This window comes from Pantoea sp. X-Soil-ISGK-259, assembly GCF_059730705.1.
Genome location: NZ_AP035986.1, coordinates 1,369,442 through 1,387,375 on the forward strand (window position 1 = coordinate 1,369,442; position 17,934 = coordinate 1,387,375).

The 17,934-nt window shown below is 54.0% G+C and carries 14 protein-coding genes; 5 read left to right on the top strand and 9 right to left on the bottom strand.

The features are described from left to right. Positions 1-16: 16 nt before the first annotated feature. The 3 genes from ldtD to AC6I77_RS06285 all read left to right on the top strand — a co-directional run bounded on the left by ldtD (position 17) and on the right by AC6I77_RS06285 (position 3,231). Complete coding sequence (gene ldtD / locus AC6I77_RS06275; protein ID WP_039660939.1) at positions 17-1,828, top strand: L,D-transpeptidase; 1,812 nt, start codon at positions 17-19, stop codon at positions 1,826-1,828. 185 nt (positions 1,829-2,013) lie between these two features. Continuing rightward, positions 2,014-2,562 carry a peptidoglycan L,D-endopeptidase MepK gene (mepK, locus tag AC6I77_RS06280; RefSeq protein ID WP_003849393.1) on the top strand — a complete coding sequence of 183 codons (549 nt, stop codon included), beginning with the start codon at positions 2,014-2,016 and terminating at the stop codon, positions 2,560-2,562. Positions 2,563-2,601: 39 nt separating this feature from the next. After that, positions 2,602-3,231, top strand: coding sequence for an MBL fold metallo-hydrolase (locus AC6I77_RS06285; protein WP_110411571.1), 630 nt, complete (start codon positions 2,602-2,604; stop codon positions 3,229-3,231). 65 nt (positions 3,232-3,296) lie between these two features. On the opposite strand, the gene AC6I77_RS06290 is transcribed toward AC6I77_RS06285, so the two are convergent. From AC6I77_RS06290 to pncB, 4 genes are all read right to left on the bottom strand, one after another. Further along, complete coding sequence (locus AC6I77_RS06290) at positions 3,297-4,487, bottom strand: amino acid aminotransferase (protein ID WP_008925855.1); 1,191 nt, start codon at positions 4,485-4,487, stop codon at positions 3,297-3,299. A gap of 233 nt (positions 4,488-4,720) precedes the next feature. Beyond that, on the bottom strand, positions 4,721-5,845 hold the full coding sequence (gene ompF / locus AC6I77_RS06295; RefSeq protein ID WP_039660940.1) for a porin OmpF: 1,125 nt from the start codon (positions 5,843-5,845) through the stop codon (positions 4,721-4,723). 299 nt (positions 5,846-6,144) lie between these two features. After that, positions 6,145-7,545 (bottom strand): asparagine--tRNA ligase, encoded by a 1,401-nt coding sequence (asnS, locus tag AC6I77_RS06300; RefSeq protein WP_008925857.1) that lies wholly within the window; start codon positions 7,543-7,545, stop codon positions 6,145-6,147. A 156-nt stretch (positions 7,546-7,701) separates the two neighbouring features. Further along, complete coding sequence (pncB, locus tag AC6I77_RS06305) at positions 7,702-8,907, bottom strand: nicotinate phosphoribosyltransferase (RefSeq protein WP_008925858.1); 1,206 nt, start codon at positions 8,905-8,907, stop codon at positions 7,702-7,704. A 243-nt stretch (positions 8,908-9,150) separates the two neighbouring features. Between pncB and pepN the strand changes: the two genes are divergently transcribed. After that, entirely contained in the window at positions 9,151-11,766 is a 2,616-nt protein-coding gene (gene pepN / locus AC6I77_RS06310; RefSeq protein WP_008925859.1) for an aminopeptidase N, read from the top strand. Positions 11,767-11,839: 73 nt separating this feature from the next. Here the strand turns inward: pepN and ssuB are convergent, their stop codons facing one another. The 5 genes from ssuB to ssuE are packed head-to-tail and all read right to left on the bottom strand — an operon-like array spanning position 11,840 to position 16,104. Further along, a complete protein-coding gene (ssuB, locus tag AC6I77_RS06315; protein ID WP_039660944.1) occupies positions 11,840-12,628 on the bottom strand; it encodes an aliphatic sulfonates ABC transporter ATP-binding protein in 789 nt (262 codons plus the stop codon). After that, the gene (ssuC, locus tag AC6I77_RS06320; RefSeq protein ID WP_105099341.1) at positions 12,625-13,416 is read right to left on the bottom strand and encodes an aliphatic sulfonate ABC transporter permease SsuC; all 792 of its coding nucleotides are present in this window, start codon (positions 13,414-13,416) and stop codon (positions 12,625-12,627) included. Before ssuC ends, ssuB begins: the two co-directional genes overlap by 4 nt. A gap of 10 nt (positions 13,417-13,426) precedes the next feature. Continuing rightward, a complete protein-coding gene (gene ssuD / locus AC6I77_RS06325; protein ID WP_039660947.1) occupies positions 13,427-14,575 on the bottom strand; it encodes an FMNH2-dependent alkanesulfonate monooxygenase in 1,149 nt (382 codons plus the stop codon). A 12-nt stretch (positions 14,576-14,587) separates the two neighbouring features. Next, positions 14,588-15,541: a sulfonate ABC transporter substrate-binding protein gene (locus AC6I77_RS06330; RefSeq protein WP_039660948.1), complete on the bottom strand. Its 954-nt coding sequence runs from the start codon at positions 15,539-15,541 to the stop codon at positions 14,588-14,590. An 11-nt stretch (positions 15,542-15,552) separates the two neighbouring features. Further along, entirely contained in the window at positions 15,553-16,104 is a 552-nt protein-coding gene (ssuE, locus tag AC6I77_RS06335; protein ID WP_008925864.1) for an NADPH-dependent FMN reductase, read from the bottom strand. A gap of 749 nt (positions 16,105-16,853) precedes the next feature. Between ssuE and AC6I77_RS06340 the strand changes: the two genes are divergently transcribed. Next, positions 16,854-17,834, top strand: coding sequence for a glycosyltransferase family 2 protein (locus tag AC6I77_RS06340; protein ID WP_008925865.1), 981 nt, complete (start codon positions 16,854-16,856; stop codon positions 17,832-17,834). Positions 17,835-17,934: the final 100 nt, after the last annotated feature.

Below are 17,934 nucleotides of genomic sequence, written 5' to 3' on the forward strand. Positions count from 1 at the left end.
AAATAAGGAGGCAGGGATGTTGCGGGTAAAAAAATTACATCATCATCGCGTTGTATCATTGCTGGCGCTGGCGCTATCCGTTGTTCCATTTACGCTACCGCAGGCTGCTGTCATCGCCGCTTTGCCTGGAACTAGCCAGGCGGCCATCTCCGTATCCGACAGTCAGCAGCGCATTCGGCAGGCGTTCTCCAGCGCCGACCAGCCATTTTATCTGGGACCGCTGGCAACGCTTTATGCATCCCGTCATATGCAACCGCTCTGGCAGGATCCTCAGGCGGTGCAAAAATTTCAGCAGCAGCTGGCAGAAGTGGCGCTGTCTGGCGTTCAGCCGCAGTTCACGCGCTGGATTGAGCGTCTGACCAACCCCGCCATTACCGGCTTTGCCCGGGATGTTGCGTTGTCTGATGCGATGCTGGGTTATCTGCAATTTGTGTCGAATGTGCCGACGCAGGGTGAAACCTGGCTCTACAGCAATGTTCCTTACAGGCTGACCCAGCCCTCCGTGGCGGTGGTCAATCAGTGGCAGAATGCGGTCAATGCCGGTTCTGACAATGCATTTATTGCCTCCTTACAGCCGCAGCATCCACAGTATCAGCCCATGCATGCTGCGCTTATCACCCTGCTTAGCGATAAGCAGCCCTGGCCGCAGCTGAAAAGCAGTGAAACACTGCGTCCGGGCCAGGTCAGTGATGACGTGCCTGCGCTACGCGAAATTTTGCAGCGCAGCGGCATGTTAACGGCGCAGGTTAACGCGCCGACACCCAATGACGATGCGGTACCCGTTGCCGCCTCGCCGGTAACGCACAGCGATCAGCCTGTTGCGGTCAGTCCTTCTGCCGCGCCAGTCAGCAATCTGCTTACCCCATCTCCACAATCACCGGGTAACGTACAGAGTCAGACGCTGGAAGGAAATACCGCCAATATTTATGATGAGACGCTGGTGGCGGCGGTGAAGCGTTTCCAGCAGTGGCAGGGACTGGATGGCGATGGGGCTATCGGTGCCAGAACCCGTCAGTGGCTTAACGTCTCTCCGCAGATGCGTGCGTCGTTACTCGCGCTGAACATTCAGCGTCTCCGCCTGCTGCCGGACGATATGCATAACGGCATCATGGTGAACATCGCCAACTACTCGCTGATTTACTACAACAATGGCAATAAGATCCTCTCATCACGCGTCATCGTCGGACGTCCGGACCGTAAAACGCCGTTGATGCGCAGCGCACTCAATAATGTGGTGCTGAATCCGCCGTGGAATGTGCCAACAACACTGGTGCGAAAAGATATTATTCCAAAAGTGAAACTGGATCCGACCTATCTTTACAAGCATGGTTATACCCTGCTGTCGGGCTGGAGTGCTGATGCTGAAGTGATTGATCCCAGCATGATCGACTGGCGTATGGTCACCGCTTCATCATTCCCTTATCGCCTGATTCAGGCACCGGGGGAGGCGAATGCGCTGGGCCGTTATAAATTTAATATGCCAAGCTCAGATGCGATCTACCTGCATGACACGCCAAACCATAATCTGTTCCAGCGTGATATCCGCGCGCTCAGCTCCGGCTGTGTCCGGGTGAATAAAGCATCTGAACTGGCGGGATTATTACTGCAGGACGCGGGCTGGAACGATGCGCGTATTTCCAGCACGTTAAAAGAGGGCGACACCCGCTATGTTCCGATTCGCCATCGCATTCCAGTGAATCTCTATTATCTTACGGCGTGGGTCGCTGATGATGGCAAACCCCAGTTCCGCACAGATATTTACAATTATGATGACACCGCCCGTTCGGGCAGTCAGGCTCTCAGTCGGGCTGAGCAGTTACTGCTCTAGTGATTGATTTTAAATCGTTAGCAGCGTCCCGGTCATTTACACTAATCTTTTCAAATGGCGATCCCTCCGGGGATCGCCTCACAAACCATGGGCAGATGGGTTGACGCTTCTCTGAGAGAAAGTTATGGTTCGGCCTGTGCGCTTTTTGCACATTTCTCGGGCTTCATTCTCAGGTAAATCGTTACATGTCTACTATTGATTCTTCTCGTCGCAAACTACTGCTGTGTGGTAGTGCCGCCGCCGGACTGGCTTTATTGCCTGCTTCCGCAAGGGCCTCGCTTTCTACGTCTCGTCCGCGTGTATTGATGCTTAATAATCTTCACACCGGTGAAACCCTTAAAACTGAGTTTTTTAATGGTAAGAGTTACGACAAGGATGAGTTGTCACGATTAAATCACTTTTTCCGGGACTATCGCGCCAATAAAGTGAAAAGCATCGATCCGCACCTGTTTGATCAGATTTTTCGCCTGCAGGCGCTGCTGGGTATGCGTAAACCGATTCAGCTGGTGTCCGGCTATCGCTCACTGGCAACCAACAACATGCTACGTGAGAGTGGTCCAGGTGTGGCAAAGCACAGCTATCACACCAAGGGTCAGGCGATGGATTTTCATATCGAAGGCGTTTCGCTCGCCAATGTACGCAAAGCGGCGTTATCTCTGCGCGCAGGTGGTGTAGGATATTATCCCCGCAGTAACTTTGTACATATTGATACCGGGCCGATCAGGCACTGGTAACGACACCGGCAACGCTGCGTGAGCCGGTCATGGAGCGTTATGAATTACCACATTATTCCTGTTACAGCGTTTGCCCAGAACTGCTCAGTGATCTGGTGCGACTCCACGCGCGAAGCCGCGCTGGTCGATCCCGGCGGCGATGCCGAACTTGTCAAACAAACGCTGGAACAACTCGGACTTAAACCTGCTCAGATTCTGCTGACGCATGGACATCTTGATCACGTCGGGGCTGCCGTTGAACTGGCTGCCTTCTGGCAGATTCCGATTATCGGCCCGCAAAAGCGCGATGCTTTCTGGCTGGAAGCGCTGCCTACCCAGAGCCGGATGTTCGGCCTGGACGAGTGCGCACCTTTTACCCCCGATCGCTGGCTGGAAGAGGGGGAGAGCGTTCAGGTCGGGTTGACCACGCTCGAAGTCCTGCACTGTCCGGGACATTCACCTGGCCACGTGGTCTTCTTTGACCGTCAGGGACGATTGCTGATTTCAGGCGACGTTATCTTTAATGGCGGGGTGGGACGCACAGACTTCCCGCAGGGCGATCATCAGCAGCTTATCAATGCTATCCGCACAAAATTACTGCCGCTGGGCGATGATGTGACGTTTCTGCCCGGTCACGGTCCGATTTCTACGCTGGGACATGAGCGCGTGAGTAACCCTTTTCTGCAGTAAAAATCAGCGATCTTTCCTGCAATAAAAAATGGGCCATCAGGCCCATTTTTGTTTCGTCGTCAGCGTTACAGCACCGCGACAATCGCTTCGCACAGTGCCGACATATTGTCTGGCGTCATGCCTGCCACATTCACCCGGCCTGAGTTAACGGCATAGACACCGAACTCTTCACGCAGGCGAATTACCTGGTCTTTGGTTAAGCCACTGAACGAGAACATACCGTTTTGCTTAATAATAAAGCTGAAGTCACGCTGAGCGCCTTTCTCTGCAAGGGTGTTCACAAACAGCTGACGCATGCGCTGAATGCGCTGGCGCATATCTGACAGCTCCTGCTCCCAGATGGTTCGCAGTGTATCGTTGCCCAGAATAGTGGCGACGATAGCGGCACCATGCGCCGGCGGATTGGAGTAGTTAGCGCGGATGGTGTATTTCACCTGACTGAACGCCGTATCTGCCACGCTGGCTTCAGCCGCCACCACGGTGATGGCACCGACACGCTCGTTATACAGACCAAAGTTCTTGGAGTAGGAGCTGGCGACGATCAGTTCCTGATGCGAGGCGGCAAAAATGCGCAGGCCTTCTGCATCTTCATCCAGACCACGGGCAAAGCCCTGGTAGGCGAAGTCAAACAACGGCAGCCACCCATTGGCCTGTGACAATTCCGCCAGCTGTTGCCACTGCTCAGCGGTTGGGTCAATACCGGTCGGGTTATGGCAGCAGCCGTGGAACAGCACCACATCACCTGGCTGAACCTGCTGCAGCGACGTCAGCATGCCTTCAAAATCCAGCGTATGGTTTGCCGCGTCATAATAGTGGTATTCACAGACTTCAAGACCGGCCGCATTAAACACGTTGTTGTGGTTAGGCCAGCTCGGATTGCTGATCCAGACCCGCTTCACGGAGGTCTGCGTCGCGAGGAAATCTGCTGCCACACGTAACGCACCAGTGCCACCTGGCGTCTGCGCCGTACGGGCGCGGCCTGCCGTGATCAGCGGGCTTTGATTACCGAACAGCAGGACCTGTGTGCAGCGGGCGAAATCAGCCAGGCCATCAATGCTCAGATAGTTTTTGGTGGTTTCGTTTTCCAGCAGGTATTGCTCAGCTTTTTTAACACTGGTCAGCACCGGGGTCTTGCCGGTTTCGTCTTTGTAGACGCCGATACCCAGATTGATTTTTTCAGGGCGGTCATCAGCACGAAACAGATCGGCCAGCCCAAGAATAGGATCGGCGGGTGCAGCAGAGATCGATTCAAACATGTGTCAGGTCCATTAGCGTGAACGTTAGCGGAAAGAGCTGTCAGGTTAACGTCCGGCCAGGGAAATGCCAACCGTTTGCGAGACAAAATCATCAATTTTACCGTGTTCATTTCACGACGAGGAGAAGCTGAATTTCAGGCGAAGTAAAAAGCGGAGTGTCGGGCAGATTTCAGGAATGACAGCCATAAAAAAACGGGGCCGAGGCCCCGTTTTTTAACGCGTCTGAAGCAGGATTAGAACTGGTAAACCAGGCCTACTGCTACAGTGTCATCGGTGTTCAGACCCAGCGCGTTATTGTCATCCAGCTGGTTGATCTGATAATCCACGTAGGTAGACATGTTTTTGTTGAAGTAGTAAGTCGCGCCAACGTCGATGTATTTAATCAGGTCAGCATCGCCAACGCCTTCGATATCCTTGCCTTTAGACTGAACATAAGCAATGGATGGGCGCAGACCGAAGTCGAACTGATACTGTGCAACCAGTTCAATGTTCTGTGCTTTGTTAGCAGAAGCAGCGCTGGTGGTGTTGTTCAGACCAGTCACAACAGAGATTGGTGTAGAGTTACGGGTTTCACCGTACATCGCTGCCAGGTAAACATTATTTGCATCATATTTCAGAGCAGTTGCCCAGTTTTCAGCACGTTTGCCCTGGCCAACAACGTTACCATTGATATCGGTAGTGCCGTCTGCCTGAGAGTTTGTGCGATCGCTGCTGCTGTATGCGCCAACAACACCAACACCGATTGGTGAGGTATAGCTGGTTGATGCGCCCCAGCCGTCGCCGTTAGCACGACGCGTGTCGGTACGCTCGTTTTTACCCTGATACTGAAGTGCGAAGTCCCAGCCATCTACCAGACCAAAGAAGTTGGTGTTGCGGTAGGTCAGCAGGCCGGTGCTACGACCGTTCATGAAGTTATCTGAGTATCCTGAGTCGCCACCGAACTCTGGCAGCATATCGGTCCAGCCGATTGCATCATAAACCACACCGTAGTTACGGCCGTAGTCGATTGAGCCAGCGTCGCCGAATTTCAGACCGGCAAAGCCCAGACGGGTTTTGTTGCCGTTTTGTGCGTCAGAACCTTCAGAGTTATTCGCCTGAATGTTGTATTCCCACTGGCCGTAACCGGTCAGCTGGTCATTAATCTGGGTTTCGCCTTTAAAGCCGAAACGAACGTAAGATTTGTCGCCGTTGTTGCCGTCGCCATCTGAGCCATCGTTATCAGAAAAATAATGCAGGCCAACAGCTTTACCGTACAGGTCCAGTTTGTTGCCGTCTTTGTTATAGATTTCTGCAGCATTTGCTGCGCTGGCGGCTAACAGAGCAGGGATAACCACTGCAAGAATATTGCGCTTCATCATTATTCATTACCCTCATTGGAGTTATTTGTACACCTGCCACTGCCGTCAGGAAATCTTTACAGAACCCTTAACGAAGTTTGGTGTCTTCCTGTGTCTGCACGCATCTTTCCATCCCACCCGCCGTAATTCTAGCGCTTAAATGCTACTAAACTCGTAATCTTGTTTCAGCAGGAAAATATGTATTACAAAATGTAAAAAACACGGAACTTTGTGAGTGAACTCAAAATTTACAAAAATAAAAAAAGGCCGGCAGTGCCGACCTCGTTATATATATGAATTTCTTATATTTAATGCCGAAATCAGAAACTCGCGTTGCGTGGCGTGCGCGGGAAGGGGATAACATCCCTTACATTTTGTACGCCAGTGACATAGGCGATTAAACGTTCAAAGCCCAAACCAAATCCAGAATGTGGCACGGTACCGTAGCGACGCAGATCACGATACCACCAGTAATCTTCTTTATTCAGACCCATCTCTTCGAGTCGTGCATCCAGCACATCCAGACGCTCTTCACGCTGTGAACCACCGATGATCTCACCAATGCCAGGCGCCAGGACATCCATTGCCGCCACGGTTTTGCCATCGTCGTTCAGACGCATATAGAACGCTTTAATGTCTTTCGGATAGTTTTTCACCACCACTGGCGCTTTAAAATGTTTCTCTGCCAGGTAACGCTCATGCTCAGAAGAGAGGTCGATTCCCCAGGAAACCGGGTTTTCGAAGGTCTGACCGCAATTCATCAGGATTTCAACCGCGTCGGTGTAGTCGACCTGGGCAAAATCAGTGGTAATGAAACGCTGGAGGCGTTCTACAGCTTCTTTATCGACGCGCTCAGCGAAGAAGGCCATGTCATCGGCGCGCTCTTCCAGCACCGCATTGAACACATACTTCAGCATTGACTCGGCCAGTGCGGCGGCATCATCCAGTGTCGCAAACGCAATTTCCGGCTCCAGCATCCAGAATTCTGCCAGATGACGGCTGGTGTTGGAGTTCTCTGCGCGAAACGTCGGGCCAAAGGTGTAGATCTTCGACAGGGCGCTGGCATAGGTTTCACCGTTCAGCTGACCGGAAACGGTCAGGAAAGCTTCTTTGCCAAAGAAATCTTCGCTGAAATCGACTTTGCCCTGATCGTTGCGCGGCAGGTTTTCCATATCCAGCGTAGAGACACGGAACATTTCACCTGCACCTTCGGTGTCGGAGGCGGTAATCAGCGGGGTGGAGACCCAGAAATAGCCATTTTCATGGAAGAAGCGATGCAGCGCCTGCGCCAGGGTATGGCGAACGCGGGCCACTGCGCCAATCAGGTTGGTGCGTGGACGCAGGTGCGCCACTTCACGCAGATACTCAATGCTGTGACGTTTCGCCGCCATCGGATAGCTGTCCGGATCTTCCACCCAGCCAACCACTTCCAGGCTGGTTGCCTGAATCTCAAACGCCTGGCCCTGACCCGGCGATGCCACCACTTTACCGGTGACGATAACGGAACAGCCGGTGGTCAGACGCAGCACTTCATCCTGATAATTATTCAGAGAATTATTGACGACAGCCTGAACGGGATTAAAGCAGGAGCCGTCATAGACAGCGATGAAGGAAAGACCGGCTTTGGAATCTCTTCGGGTACGCACCCAACCACGTACGGTGACTTCACTGTCAACCGCGACGCGACCGTGCAGTACGTCCGCTACAGGCACTACGCTCATAAATATCTCTCTATATAGAAGAAGTGAGTTAAAAGTTGCCCCATCCGGGGTTTTGCTATGTTACTTGCGAGTCTTCAGGAAACAAGCAAAATTCAGGGGGAATGCAGATTTATTACAGCAGAGGCGGGGCGCATCAACGCCCCGATAAGAAGAGGATTAACTCGCTTTTTTCACCAGCGGCAAATCAAAGGCTTTTCGCAGGGCTTTTACAAAGGCTTTATCCTGACAGATAGTTTTGCCGGGGCTGTCTGAGAGTTTTGCCACCGGTTTACCATTGCACTGCACCAGCTTGATAACGATATTCAGTGGCGTTACGCCCGGAATGTCGCAGGTCAGGCGGGTACCGATACCGAACACGACATTCGTCCGTTGGCCAAAGTGGCGGTATAACGCCAGGGCTTTGTCGAGGTTTAAGTTGTCAGAAAAGACCAGGTGTTTGCTTTGCGGATCGATACCCAGGCTCTGATAGTGGGCAAGGGCTTTCTCGCCCCATTCAACCGGATCGCCGGAGTCATGGCGCAGTCCCTGATAGCGACGGGCAAACAACGGACCGAAATCGCGCAGGAAGGCGTCCATGGCAATACAATCGGTCAGCGCAATGCCCAGTTGATCGTCATACTCATCGAGCCACGCCTGCAGCGCCGCGCGCTGGCTATTAGCAAGGACCGGGCTGATCTGCTGGAAGGCCTGGAACCACTCATGTGCCTGCGTCCCGACCGGCGTCAGTGACAGACGGCGCGCCAGATCATAGTTACTGGTGCCAATCAGCCACGGGAAATCCTGTTTCAGCGTTGAGACGATCGACTGCTGCACATCCTGCGAGTAGCGACGACGGGTGCCGAAATCCATCAGGCGGAAGCGTGACATATCCAGGTCAGCTACCTGCGTCTTAAAGTCGCCGAGTTTCTGGTGTAAATGGTCAATTGCCTGCTGGGTGGTGACCTGCGGTGTGCGATGACGATGCACAATCTCGCTGATTAGCGCCAGCAGCGGCACCTCCCACATAATGACTTCCCGCCACGGCCCCTGAATACGGATATCCAGTTTGCCATGGTGATTGCGCACCTCAACCTGATCCGGGTTATAGCGGAACTGGCGTAACCAGCTGAGGTAATCCTGCTGGAAGAAGGGGAGGTGAGACAGCCAGGTCGCTTCATCATCAGTCAGCGCCAGGTGTTGCATAGCGGTTATCGCGTCACGAATTTCGTCAGCGTAGAGACCCAGCAGTTCGTCGCCGCGGCAGCGAAACTCCGCCGCCACCGTTACGTCATGATAGCGGTGGAAAACGGCCTGCTGCATATGGAGCTTATAGGCGTCCGTATCCAGCAGCGAGGTCAGTATCGGGGAAGCATGTCCTGTCATGGCGCGTTTCAGCATCCTGTTCGGTGGCGCAGAGCCCGGTGTTGTACACAGTCATAAAGACGCGAAAGTATAATTCACTATCTGAACCCGATCACAGCATATTTCAGTCGGGTGGGTCGAGGCCAATCTGTGCCTTTGTTAACAAACTGTAGCCATTTCACCTTTTAGGTGCATTGTGCGTGGCAAGCTTGTAGTAACAAGCTTAGACTTTGCCGGTAAACTTATAACAACGCGAGACGCAATATGACGCAACAGCCCCAAATCAAGTATCGCCACGATTATCGTGCGCCTGATTACACCATCACCGATATCGATTTAACCTTTGAACTGGATGCGTCCACCACCCGTGTTACGGCCATCAGCCAGGTTAAACGACTGGGCGACAGCCAGGCTGAGCTGCAACTGGACGGCGAAGCGTTAACGCTGATTGCGTTGGAGATCGACGGGCAACCCTGGACGGCTTACCGTGAAGAAGAGGGCGCACTGGTGATCGGCCAGCTGCCGGAAAGCTTCACCCTGAAAATCATCAATGATATTCATCCGGATCAGAACACCGCGCTGGAAGGGTTGTACAAATCGGGCGAGGCGCTCTGCACCCAATGTGAAGCTGAAGGCTTCCGCCATATTACCTGGTACCTCGATCGCCCGGATGTCCTGGCGCGCTTTACCACCACCATTTATGCCGACGGTGAACGCTATCCATTCCTGCTCTCCAACGGTAACCGCATTGACGGCGGCCGGGATGAGCAGGGTCGCAGCTGGGTGAAGTGGGAAGATCCGTTCCCGAAACCGTGTTACCTGTTTGCGCTGGTGGCAGGCGATTTCGACGTGTTGCGTGACAGTTTTACCACCCGTTCAGGCCGTGATGTGGCGCTGGAGATCTTCGTCGATCGCGGTAATCTCGACCGTGCCGACTGGGCGATGACCTCGCTGAAAAACAGCATGAAGTGGGATGAAGAGCGTTTCGGCCTGGAGTATGACCTCGACATCTTTATGATCGTGGCGGTGGACTTCTTCAATATGGGCGCAATGGAGAATAAAGGCCTGAACGTCTTCAACGCCAAATATGTACTGGCGAAAGCGGAAACGGCGACCGACAAAGATTATCTGGGTATTGAAGCCGTTATCGGCCACGAATATTTCCACAACTGGACCGGCAACCGCGTGACCTGCCGCGACTGGTTCCAGCTCAGCCTGAAAGAGGGACTGACCGTGTTCCGCGATCAGGAGTTCAGCTCTGATCTGGGTTCACGTGCCGTGAACCGCATCGATAATGTGCGTATCGTGCGTGGGGCACAGTTCGCCGAAGATGCCAGCCCAATGGCACACCCGATCCGTCCGGATCAGGTTATTGAGATGAACAACTTCTACACCCTGACGGTGTATGAGAAAGGGTCAGAAGTGATCCGTATGATGCATACCCTGCTGGGTGAAGAGAATTTCCAGAAAGGCATGAAGCTCTACTTTGATCGTCATGACGGCAGCGCCGCCACCTGTGATGACTTTGTCCAGGCGATGGAAGATGCCTCAAACGTCGATCTGTCGCAGTTCCGCCGCTGGTACAGCCAGTCCGGTACGCCGGTACTGACGGTGCGCGACGATTACAATCCGGAACTGGAGCAGTACACCCTACACGTCACGCAGCACACGCCAGCGACCGCCGATCAGAAAGAGAAGCTGCCCCTGCATATCCCGCTGGATATTGAACTTTATGACGGTGAAGGCAAGGTGATCCCGCTGCAGAACAACGGTCATCCGGTGCACCATGTGCTGAATGTCACCGAGGAGTTCCAGACCTTTATTTTCGATAACGTCTACTTCCAGCCGGTGCCGTCACTGCTGCGCGAATTCTCTGCGCCAGTGAAACTCGATTATAAATGGAGTGATGCGCAGCTCACCTTCCTGATGCGCCATGCCCGCAACGACTTCTCCCGCTGGGATGCGGCGCAGAGCCTGCTGGCGACCTACATCCGTCTGAACGTTGCACGCTATCAGCAGGGTCAGCATCTGTCGCTGCCGCTGCATGTCGCCGACGCCTTCCGTGCAGTATTACTGGATACCGACTGCGATCCGGCCCTGACGGCGCTGATCCTGACCCTGCCGTCGGAAAATGAGATTGCCGAGCTGTTCGATACCATCGATCCGCAGGCGATTGCGCTGGTGCGTGACGCTCTGCAACGCACGCTGGCCCGCGAACTGGCCGATGAGTTTTTTGCCATCTACAACGCCAATCAGCAGCCTGAATACCGCGTGGAGCATGATGCGATTGGTCAGCGCAGCCTGAAAAATACCTGCCTGACCTATCTTGCCTTTAGCGATGCGCAGCTGGCAGACAAGCTGGTACAGACGCAGTACCACCAGGCGACCAACATGACGGATGCGCTGGCGGCGCTTTCCGCGGCTGTGGCGGCTCAGTTGCCGTGCCGTGATGCGCTGCTGGCGGCCTACGATGAGCGCTGGCATCAGGATGGTCTGGTGATGGACAAATGGTTTGTTCTGCAGGCCACCAGTCCGGCTGCCAACGTGATGCGTAATGTGCGTCAGCTTCTGACTCATCGCTCCTTTACCATGAGTAACCCGAACCGCGTTCGCTCCCTGGTGGGGGCCTTTGCCTCGGCTAACCCGGCCGCGTTCCATGCGAAAGATGGCAGCGGTTATAAGTTCCTGGTGGAGATGCTTACCGACCTGAACACCCGTAATCCGCAGGTCGCGGCGCGAATGGTAGAACCGCTGATTCGTCTGAAACGTTATGACGAAGACCGTCAGGCGATGATGCGCCAGGCGCTTGAGCAGTTGCTGCAGCTGGATAAGCTCTCTGGCGATCTTTACGAGAAAATTACCCGGGCACTGAACGCCTGATGACCCGTCCTGGCATAGGTTGACACGCTATGCTGTTAAAACGCCTGATGCACTGCATCAGGCGTTTTTTATTTCAGCGCTGTTGCGCGTAACGGACGGGCTGCGGGCGTTCCGTGCGCTGCATCACCCGATCCAGTACCTCCGCTTCCAGTTCGGCCAGCCGCGCAGATCCACGACGCCGCGGACGGGGCAGGTCCACCAGCAGATCCAGACCGATCTCGCCCTCTTCAATTAACAGCACGCGATCCGCCATTGCCACCGCTTCACTGACATCATGTGTGACCAGCAACACAGTAAAGTGATGCTGTTGCCACAGTGACTCAATCAATCCCTGCATTTCAATGCGCGTCAGGGCATCCAGTGCGCCCAGCGGTTCATCCAGCAGTAGCAAACCGGGTCGATGGATCAGCGCCCTGGCCAGTGCCACGCGCTGTTTCTGACCGCCAGAGAGTGCAGCCGGCCACTCACTGGCCCGATCGGCCAGTCCTACCGCCGCCAGGGCATCCATTGCCGCGCTGCGCCATTCGCGTCCGCGCAGGCCCAGACCGACGTTATCGATCACTTTTTTCCACGGCAGCAGTCGCGCATCCTGAAACATCAGGCGGGTATCTTCTCGCGCTGACTGCAGCGGCGCATTGCCCGCCAGCAGTTCACCGCTGGAACTCTGTTCAAGTCCCGCCAGCAGACGCAGCAGAGTGCTTTTGCCACAGCCGCTGCGACCCACTACCGCCACAAACTGACCTGAAGGAATATGCAGGTCGATCTTATTGAGTATGGTGCGACTGCCATACTGTTTGCTGACGCCGTTGACGCCAACCGGCGTACCGGTGTTGAGGCGGGCCGGTGAGAAAGTCTGGCTCATGCGTTCTCCTCCTTCAGTTGGTAAGCGGGATGCCAGCGCAGCCAGACACGTTCCAGTAACAACGCGGCGACATCCGCCAGTTTGCCGAGCAGGGCGTAGAGAATAATGGCCACCACCACCACATCGGTCTGCAGGAATTCACGCGCATTCATCGCCAGATAGCCGATACCAGAACTGGCGGAGATAGTCTCGGCGACAATCAGCGTCAGCCACATCAGACCCAGCGCGAACCGTACGCCGACCATAATATTGGGCAGCGCACCGGGCAGGATCACCTGAATAAACAGGCTCCAGCCGGAGAGGCCATAGCTGCGGGCCATCTCAACCAGCCCGCGATCAAGGTTGCGGATGCCATGATAAGTATTCAGGTAGATCGGAAACAGCGTGCCCAGCGCCACCAGAAAGATTTTGGCGGATTCATCAATGCCGAACCAGAGGATCACCAGCGGGATCAGTGCCAGATGCGGCACATTACGCAGCATCTGCAGCGAGGTATCCAGCAACCGCTCACCGGTTTTTGAGGTGCCCGTGATCAAGCCCAGCAGCAGGCCGAGAGATCCACCGATGCTGAAGCCGATCAGCGCCCGCCAGCTGCTGATCGCCAGGTGCTGCCAGAGTTCACCGCTGGCGGTCAGCTGCCAGAAGGTGGTCACGATCTTCTCCGGTGCGGGCAGAATGCGGTTTGATAACCAGCCGGTCTGTGAGGCTAGCTGCCACACCACGACCAGCAGCGTTGGCAGGAGCCAGGGTAGCAACGTATCAGCAAGGCGTTTTCGGGTTCTGGCCATCATGCTCTCCTCAGCCCCGGGCGACTTTTTTCTCAGGGGTAAAATCGTTGGCGACCGCTTCACCGTGCGCCTGAACCACCCGCGGCTGAGGCACCAGGGGAACCTGCAGATCCAGATGCGGGAACAGCAGTTCGCCAACGCGATACGCCTCTTCCAGATGCGGATACCCCGACAGGATAAAGGTCTCGATGCCCAGCGCTTCATACTCCCTGATACGTGCGGCAACCGTCGGACCATCGCCGACCAGCGCCGTACCGGCTCCGCTGCGCACCAGGCCCACGCCGGCCCACAGGTTCGGGCTGATTTCGAGCTTGTCGCGTCGACCGCCGTGCAGGGCGGCCATCCGGCGCTGACCCACAGAATCTGCCCGCTGGAACGCTGCCTGTGCTTTCGCGATAGTGGCGTCATCGACATTGGCAATCAGCCGGTCAGCGGCCTGCCAGGCTTCTTCATTTGTTTCACGCACAATCACATGCAGACGGATGCCGAAGCGTACGGTGCGTCCCTGAGCAGCGGCTTTTGCACGCACCTGGTCAATCTTCTCTTTGACCTGTGCAGGCGGCTCACCCCAGGTGAGATAAACATCGACCTGTTCGGCCGCCAGCTCCTGGGCCGGTTCAGAAGAGCCACCGAACCAGAGTGGCGGACGAGGCTGCTGCACCGGTTTAAACATCAGACGCGCGCCGCGAACCTTCACGTGCCTGCCTTCATAATCGACGGTTTCGCCTTCCAGCACCCGACGCCAGACACGGGTAAACTCGGCAGACTCTGCGTAACGCTCACGGTGATCCAGGAACACACCGTCGCCCGCCAGCTCTTCCGGATCGCCGCCGGTCACCAGATTGAACAGCGCGCGGCCATTGGAGAGCCGATCCAGAGTGGCAGCCTGACGCGCCGCCTGAGTCGGTGAAATCACGCCGGGGCGCAGCGCCACCAGGAAGCGCAGACGCTGAGTGACCGGAATCAGCGAGGCGGCAACCAGCCAGGCATCTTCGCATGAACGGCCGGTCGGGATTAATACGCCACCGAAGCCGAGGCGGTCGGCGGCCTGTGCCACCTGTTGCAGATAGGCGTGATCAACCGGTCGTGCCCCTTCGGCAGTACCAAGATAGTGGCCGTCGCCATGCGTTGGCAGAAACCAGAAAATGGATACGCTCATTATTGTTGCTCCTTATTGCGTTACGGTATGCGGTTGCCAGATGCGATCCTGAATCGTCACTTTTACGGGCAACAGATGATTGGCATAGAACAGGTCAGCGGTGCGCTGCTGAGCCGCAGCGGTTTCAGCGCTCACCGGTGAAATCCGGGTTGGTGGCCGATGGCTGAGATAGCTGGCGATAACCGGCTCAGGCAGACCCATTGCCTGCGCCAGCAGTGTGGTGCTCTGCTGACGCTGGCTGATTGTCAGCGCATCGGCCGCGCTAAAGGTATCGAGAACCTGCTGGATAAAGGCGCCATGGGCTTCGGCATAGCTGCGGGTCGCTAAATAGAATGAGCCAGTCAGATTAAGTGCGCTGCCATCAGTCAGCAGACGCGAATGACCCTGCAACAGCACCGAGGAGTAGTAGGGGTCCCAGATTGCCCAGGCATCAACATCTCCCTGCTGGAAGGCGGCGCGCGCATCGGCGGGTGTCAGATAAACCGGTGTAATATCTTTAAAACTCAGGCCCGCCTGCTGTAAGGCGCGAAGCAGTAAATTGTGCGAGCTGGAGCCTTTCTGGAACGCGACCTTTTTCCCTTTCAGATCTGCGACCTGTTTCAGAGGACTCTCTTTTGGGACCAGAATCACTTCTGCTTTGGGCTTTGGCGGCTCAGAGCCGACATAAAGCAGATCCGCGCCAGCGGCCTGGGCAAACAGTGGCGGAAGGTCACCGGTGCTGCCGAGGTCAATACTGTTGATGTTCAGCGCTTCCAGCATTTGTGGACCCGCCGGGAACTCGATCCACTTAATCTGAGTATGGGGAAAACGCTTCTCCAGTAACTGATGTGATTTTGCCAGCACCATGCTGACTGAACCTTTCTGATAGCCGATACGAATCTCAGCCGGATCGGATTCGGCGGCCTGAACCAGAGGGGCGATGAGTAAAAGGCCTGCCACCAGCCACTTTCCAACTATTTGCTTCATCGAACTCTTCCTTATACCGCTTGTGCAACGGGGTGGTGGTGACGGGTCAGCGCCAGCCAGAACGCAGTGACGGCTTCATCCAGACGCTGTGACAGTGAATCCTGTAAAACCGGCTGACGATCGTAGTGGGTAATCTGGCTGTCCTCGGCATAAACACCGTGCAGGATCTCCTGCGCCTTTAAGGCGTTAAGAACCGGTTTCAGGGCGTAATCCAGCGCCAGCATGTGGCCGACACTGCCGCCGCTGGCCAGCGGCAACACAACCTTGTGCTCGAGTGCACGTTCAGGTAGCAAATCGAGCAGGGTTTTCAGCGCGCCTGAAAAGGACGCCTTATAAACAGGTGTCGCCACAATCAGGCCATCAGCAGACGCGAGGTCTTCACGGAGGGCCAGGAGTGCGGGTGCATCAAAACGTGCATTGATCAGATCGTCAGGCTGAAAGTTGTGAATATTCCAGGGAATGACTTCAATGCCACGCGCTTCCAGCTTGTGCTGACACAGCGTCAGTAATGAAGTCGAGCGGGAAGGAAATCGTGGGCTGCCAGCCAGCGTAATAACGCGCATCATCACTCCTTATAACTAAAAGTTATTGATTATCTAAAGTTGAGAACTAATGGCTTCATACTGTCAGAGCTACGGAGTGGGCTTAAATGATTTATCCGGCAAAGTAAGGGTGAAAAATGCAAATAGAAGACGCCGCTGCAGAAGGGAACGCATAAGCTTCCGATAATTCTTAATTTAGGTTCCGGCAGGCGGTGAATTGATTAAGGAGTGTGATACGAGATGGTCAAAACGGGGGAGGGTGCTGAAAAAAATCGTTTTCGTCTGATTGCTTAATCAATCTTCCTGAGAGTCATACAGCGTTAAAGCGAAGCGGTGAGCATAACAGCCCCTCTGAGCGGCACAGAATCTGCCTGTCTGCGGAAGCCCCTGCCTGAAGCTAAGATTAATCGCAGAAAGAAAACTGCAATGAAAATGAAGTAATGGTGAAGTTATTCACTATTACAGATGTTCTCTTACACATTCCTGAACATGGTTACGTCTGCTTTGCCGGGCTATTTTAAATCGATCATCAACGGTTTTAACATTTACGCGGACTATAGATGCACTTTCATTAACAGTGATTTTCACAGGAAACGTTAAGATAATTTTTACGACTGGTCTTTATTCGCATTACCGGTTTAAGATAATCAGGCCAAATGAAAGCTATCATAATAATAGCGCATTACTCTTTTCGACGTTTCGCCTCTGGTCAGGACCTGCATCTGGCAGGTGACGCGTATTGTCTTTTTTCTAACAGCAGAGAATTGCCTATGTCTGACACTCTATTATCTGTAATTATTCCAACTTACAATGTTGAAAAATATATTGTGGAGTGCGTCGATTCATTATTACGTCAGGTTAAAGCGCCCAATGAAATACTCATTGTGAATGATGGTTCCACCGATGGAACATTAGCCTTACTTGAACAGAATTATGCGCATCTTCCTCAGGTGAAAATAATTACCACTGAAAATGGAGGCGCCGGTCAGGCCCGGGATGTGGGCATTGCACAGGCGAAGGGACAGTTTCTCTTTTTCTGTGATCCGGACGACGTCGTGGCGGACGGCCTGGTGGCCGAGCTGGCCAGGGTGGCGGAAACGCATCCTGAAACGGACCTGTTCTGTTTTAAATCGTGTGTATTCCGCGATGGTCAGATTGACATCACTTCACCAAAAGTGAGGCACGAACTCTTTGGCCAGCAAAAGCCACAGGAGGTCCTGCTGGCGCTGCTGCGTAATGGCAGCTATACCTCGGCGGCCTGGAGTTATGTCATCAGCAAACGCGTTATTGAGCAGCATAAATTGCGCTTTGTTAAACGTGTTCATGAAGACCACAATTTTACCCTTTCCTGTTTTATGAAAAGTCAGCAGGCCTGGGTCAGTCATCAGGTCTATTATAAACAGCGTATTCGCAACGGTTCACTGACCAACAGTACTAAAAGCAATGAGTTTTTCCATCAGCGCTATGACGCTTTTATGCATGCCTACAACACGTTAACCGGATCGATGGTTAAATCAGCATGGCGTGACACCCTGGAAAAAGCCTATTTAGTTCACTCGTTTCGTCTGATGATCTATTTATCGCTCTACAATCGAACACCTGTTCCTGAATATGTGCTGAATGCTATTCGCTTTTTGGGACGTAATGTAAAAGCAGAGAGCTTTAAAGAGCGGTTATTGTTTAATCGTCCTGAACTGTTTATTGCGCTGCAGCATTACAAAGTCAAAAAAGAGTTGAAAAACGCGGCCTGATCACAAAAAACAGCCTGATTCTGAAAAATGTGAAGCGATATTGTTTATGCCTTAGCGAAATGAGAAGGTGAGACATGCAATGTGTATAAGGTTGTTGCGT

Excerpts from the sequence above, each read along its gene's own strand:
- ldtD (WP_039660939.1), top strand. The coding sequence starts at position 17 with ATGTTGCGGGTAAAAAAATTACATCATCATCGCGTTGTATCATTGCTG.
- mepK (WP_003849393.1), top strand. The coding sequence starts at position 2,014 with ATGTCTACTATTGATTCTTCTCGTCGCAAACTACTGCTGTGTGGTAGT.
- AC6I77_RS06285 (WP_110411571.1), top strand. The coding sequence starts at position 2,602 with ATGAATTACCACATTATTCCTGTTACAGCGTTTGCCCAGAACTGCTCA.
- AC6I77_RS06290 (WP_008925855.1), bottom strand. The coding sequence starts at position 4,487 with ATGTTTGAATCGATCTCTGCTGCACCCGCCGATCCTATTCTTGGGCTG.
- ompF (WP_039660940.1), bottom strand. The coding sequence starts at position 5,845 with ATGATGAAGCGCAATATTCTTGCAGTGGTTATCCCTGCTCTGTTAGCC.
- asnS (WP_008925857.1), bottom strand. The coding sequence starts at position 7,545 with ATGAGCGTAGTGCCTGTAGCGGACGTACTGCACGGTCGCGTCGCGGTT.
- pncB (WP_008925858.1), bottom strand. The coding sequence starts at position 8,907 with ATGACAGGACATGCTTCCCCGATACTGACCTCGCTGCTGGATACGGAC.
- pepN (WP_008925859.1), top strand. The coding sequence starts at position 9,151 with ATGACGCAACAGCCCCAAATCAAGTATCGCCACGATTATCGTGCGCCT.
- ssuB (WP_039660944.1), bottom strand. The coding sequence starts at position 12,628 with ATGAGCCAGACTTTCTCACCGGCCCGCCTCAACACCGGTACGCCGGTT.
- ssuC (WP_105099341.1), bottom strand. The coding sequence starts at position 13,416 with ATGGCCAGAACCCGAAAACGCCTTGCTGATACGTTGCTACCCTGGCTC.
- ssuD (WP_039660947.1), bottom strand. The coding sequence starts at position 14,575 with ATGAGCGTATCCATTTTCTGGTTTCTGCCAACGCATGGCGACGGCCAC.
- AC6I77_RS06330 (WP_039660948.1), bottom strand. The coding sequence starts at position 15,541 with ATGAAGCAAATAGTTGGAAAGTGGCTGGTGGCAGGCCTTTTACTCATC.
- ssuE (WP_008925864.1), bottom strand. The coding sequence starts at position 16,104 with ATGCGCGTTATTACGCTGGCTGGCAGCCCACGATTTCCTTCCCGCTCG.
- AC6I77_RS06340 (WP_008925865.1), top strand. The coding sequence starts at position 16,854 with ATGTCTGACACTCTATTATCTGTAATTATTCCAACTTACAATGTTGAA.